At 74.1% G+C, this 4034-nt stretch carries 3 protein-coding genes; 2 read left to right on the top strand and 1 reads right to left on the bottom strand.

The features are described 5' to 3' along the window. Positions 1 to 22 precede the first annotated feature (22 nt). On the bottom strand, positions 23 to 943 hold the full coding sequence (locus LCD31_RS27570) for a four-carbon acid sugar kinase family protein (RefSeq protein ID WP_224962899.1): 921 nt from the start codon (positions 941 to 943) through the stop codon (positions 23 to 25). Positions 944 to 1189: 246 nt separating this feature from the next. On the opposite strand from LCD31_RS27570, the gene LCD31_RS27565 reads away from it, so the two are divergent. Both LCD31_RS27565 and LCD31_RS27560 read left to right on the top strand, forming a co-directional pair. After that, a complete protein-coding gene (locus LCD31_RS27565; RefSeq protein ID WP_224962897.1) occupies positions 1190 to 2566 on the top strand; it encodes a homoserine dehydrogenase in 1377 nt (458 codons plus the stop codon). Further along, complete coding sequence (locus LCD31_RS27560) at positions 2563 to 3918, top strand: gluconate:H+ symporter (protein WP_224962895.1); 1356 nt, start codon at positions 2563 to 2565, stop codon at positions 3916 to 3918. The genes LCD31_RS27565 and LCD31_RS27560 overlap by 4 nt, the downstream gene beginning before the upstream one ends. Positions 3919 to 4034 lie beyond the last annotated feature (116 nt).

Below are 4034 nucleotides of genomic sequence, written 5' to 3'. Positions count from 1 at the left end.
CCGGGCCGCCGCGCCCTCCCGCTTAGCCCGGGGGGGCCCGGGGGGGGCCCCCCCCCCCGGGCGCGGGCACTAACGCGCCGCGCGGGGCGCCGCCACCGTCTATGCCCGCGCGCAGCGCCGCGAGATCCAGCTTCCGGTGTGGCAGCAGGGTTTTCGCGTGCGTGACCTGGGACCGGGTCGCGGCCGATGCGCTGCCCGCCAGCACCACCGCCGGGCCCGGACCGGCCGATCCCGCGCGGGCCCGCCCCGGGTGCGGACCGGTGAGCCCGAGTGCGAGCCCCGCGCCACCGGTGAGCACCGGCGCGTCCGCGGTGGCCGCCGCGATCACCGCGAGGTCCTCGTCCGTGGCGGCATCGACCACCACCAGCGCGTCGCCGTGCTCGGCCAGGCTCGCGCGCACCGCCTCGGCCCCGGCGCGCACCACGTCGTGCCCGGCCAGCCGCACCGGCCGGCGGGTCTGCGGGGACAGCAGCCGCAGCAGGTTCGAGTCCCGCATCGGGGTCAGCGGGTGGTCGCGCATCGGGCTCTCCGCCAGCGGCTGGTCGCCGACGAACAGGTGTCCGCGGTGCACGGTGCGGCCGGTCGCGGGGAACGACGGCACCACCACCGCGCCCGGCACGTCGAGCTCGTCGAGCACCGCGTCCACCACCGGCCCGATGTTGCCCTCGGGCGTGGAATCGAACGTGGAGCAGTACTTGAGGTAGATCCGCTCGCAGCCGGCGGCGCGCAGCGAGCGCACCGCGGCGAGCGAGTCCCGCACGGCCTCCTCGACCGGCGCGGTGCGGGACTTCAGCGCCACCACCACCGCGTCCAGTTCGTCGAGCGGTTCGGCGGGCGCCGCGGTGCCGATCACCACGGCGGTGCGGAAGCCGCGGGAGACGAGCATCGTCGCGAGGTCGGTCGCCCCGGTGAAGTCGTCGGCGATCGCGCCGAGCAGCGGCATGCGTCCTCCCTGGCGGGCGGGTCCACGGCGCGCGCGGACGGGGTCTGAGGACGGCCGGGGGATCGCCCGGATCGGGAGTCGCGGGCGAACCGCACCGCGGCCGTGAAAATATGTTAGCACGCTTGACTCTGATGTGAATCAGTGAATATCTTCTGTGAACCAGTGTGATCCCGGTTCCACCCGATCGGCCGTGGGGGCGCGCGGCTCCCCGAGCTATCGCGGCGCCAGGACTCAACGAGGAGACCCATGAACGAGCAGCCACGCCCACCGGGCACCGGCGAACGGCCCGTCGGGTACGCGCTCTCCGGAGCGGCGGGCGGCTTCGCCCGCACCCTGCTGGCGCAGACCAGGCTGATCCCCGCGCTCGAACCCGCCGTGCTCTGCGACGTCGACGTCCCCCGGCTGCGCGCGCTGTGCCTCGAACTCGGGTATCCCGAAGCGCGCCTGCGCACCTGCGCCGACGCCGCGGAGACCGCCGCCGCCACCGCGGACGGGAACATCGCGCTCGTCGCCGACCACGAACTCATCGGCGCGGGAGCCTGGGACGTGCTCGTCGAAGCCACCGGCAGCCCCGCCCACGGCTACGCGATGGCGCGCACCGCGCTCGAACTCGGCAGGCACGTCGCCATGGTCAGCAAGGAGGTCGACTCCGTCGCCGGGCTGCACCTGGCCCGGATCGCCGCCGCCAACGACGTCGCCTACCTGCCCGCCGAGGGCGACCAGCCCGGCAACCTGCTCAAGCTGCTGGACCGGGCGCGGCTGCTCGGCATGGACGTCGTCGCCATCGGCAAGTCCACCGAGTACGACCTCGTCCACGACCCCGAACGCGGGACCGTCACCCAGCTCGACCGCACCGTCGACGCGCCCGAGCTCGGCGAGCTGCTCACCCTCGGCGACGACGTGCGCGCCACCCTCGCCGCCCGCGCCGAGGCCGTCGCCGCGCTGCCCACCGGCGCCACCGCCGACTACTGCGAGATGGCGGTCGTCGCCAACGGCACCGGATTCCGGCCCGACGTGGAACTGCTGCACTACCCGGTCGCGCGGGTCGCCGAACTCGCCGACGTCTACGCGCTGCGCGAGGACGGCGGCGTGCTGCGCGAACCCGGCGCCGTGGACGTGTTCAGCGCGCTGCGGCTGCCCGGCGAGGCTTCGTTCGCCGGCGGCGAGTTCGTCGTGCTGCGCACCAACGACGCCGAGACCTGGCGGATCCTCGCCGAGAAGGGCCACGTCGTCAGCCGCGACGGCCGCTACGCCGTCCTCTACCTGCCCTTCCACCTCATGGGCGTGGAAACCCCGGCGACGCTGCTCGACCTCGTCGCCCGCGGCCGCGACGCGCTCACCCGCGAACCCCGCAGGCACGCCGTGCTCGCCGGGCGCGCGAAGCAGGACCTCGCCGCGGGCACCGTCCTCGACATGGGCGGGCACCACCACGACGTCACCGGCGTGCAGGCCGTGCTGCTGCGCGGCGACGAGGCCCCCGCCGACGTCGCGCCGCTGTACCTCGCCGCGCACGCGACGCTGCGCCGCGACGTCGCCGCGGGCGAGCTGATCGCCCTGTCCGACCTGGCGAACCCGGACCCCGCCCTCGTCGAGGCCTGGCAGCAGGGCGAGGAGACCAGATGAGCACCGAACTGACCCCGCTGCTGCTCGCGGCGGGCGCGATCGTGGTGCTGATCCTGCTCATCACCAAGATGAAGCTGCACCCGTTCCTCGCGCTGATGATCGCCGCGCTCGGCCTCGGCTTCGCCAACGGCATCGCACCCGGTGAGACCGCCGAGCACTTCCAGACCGGCTTCGGTGACGCGCTCAGCGACACCGGGCCCGTCATCGGCCTCGGCACCATCCTCGGCGGCATCCTGCTCGGCTCCGGCGGCGCCGACCGCATCGCCACCGCGTTCATCGGCGCCCGGCCCGTCAAGTGGATTCCCGCCGCCATCGCCACCGCGGCGCTGCTCATCGGCATGCCGCACCTGTTCGACGTCAGCTTCGTGATGCTGGTGCCGCTGGTGTACGCCGTCGCCAAGCGCACCGGCTCGCACCTGCTGTTCGTGGGCCTGCCGATGGCCGCCGGGCTCTACGTCTCGCACGGGCTGCTGCCCCCGCACCCGGCGCCGACGCTGGCGGTCGCCGCCTACGACGCGAACACCGGGCTCACCATCTTCTACGGGCTGCTCATCGCGATCCCGGTGATGGTGCTGTGCGGGCCGGTGCTCACGCCGCTGCTGTCCCGCTGGTTCGGGCCCGCGCCGGACCTGGACAAGTCCCCGGTGCCCGACCCCGGGCCCGCCGAGGACGAGCTCCGCCGGCCGGTGTCCCTGGTGCTCGCGCTGATCACCGTGCTGCTGCCCGCCGGGCTGATGCTCATCGGCACCCTCGGCACCACCGTGGCCGCGCCGGGCGGCTGGGCGCACGTCGTGTTCGAAGCCTGCGACACCCCGGTGCTGTCGCTGCTCGTCGCCGTCGTGTTCGCGTTCTTCGCGCTCGGCGTGCGATCCGGGTTCGGGCTGGCGAAGCTGCAGAAGATGGCGGCCAAGGGGCTCGGGCCGGTCGGCGCGATCATCCTCATCCTCGGTGCCGGCGGCGGGCTCAAGGAGATGCTCTCCGCCACCGAGGTCGACCAGCTGATCACCCAGTACGCCGTGGACTGGGCGGTGCCACCGCTGCTGCTGGCGTGGCTCACCGCCGCGCTGCTGCGGGTCTGCCTCGGCTCCGCGACCGTCGCGACCGCGGCGGCCACCGGGATCGTCGCGCCGCTCGTCGCCGCCTACCCGGGGCTGTCGCCGGAGCTGCTGGTGCTCGCCACCGCGTCCGGCGCGGTGATGCTCTCGCACGTCAACGACTCCGGGTTCTGGTTGTTCAAGGAGTACTTCCAGCTCAGCGTCGCCCAGACCTTCCGGACCTGGACGCTGATGCTGTCCGTGCAGTCGGTGCTGAGCCTCGGCGGCGTCCTGCTGCTGAGCGCGCTGGTCACCTGATCGAGCCCCCCGCCCCCCCCGCGCGCCCCGGGGGGGGGGGCCCCCCCCTTCTCATGCCACTCGCGGAATGATCTTTTCAACGCGGGCCGGGCGGACGGGGAGATCCAGTGCACGGA

Source organism: Saccharopolyspora sp. 6M, from assembly GCF_020176775.1.
Lineage (GTDB): Bacteria > Actinomycetota > Actinomycetes > Mycobacteriales > Pseudonocardiaceae > Saccharopolyspora_C > Saccharopolyspora_C gregorii.
Note: the sequence above shows the minus strand (reverse complement) of the source record. Positions and strands in the feature narration are given on the sequence as shown.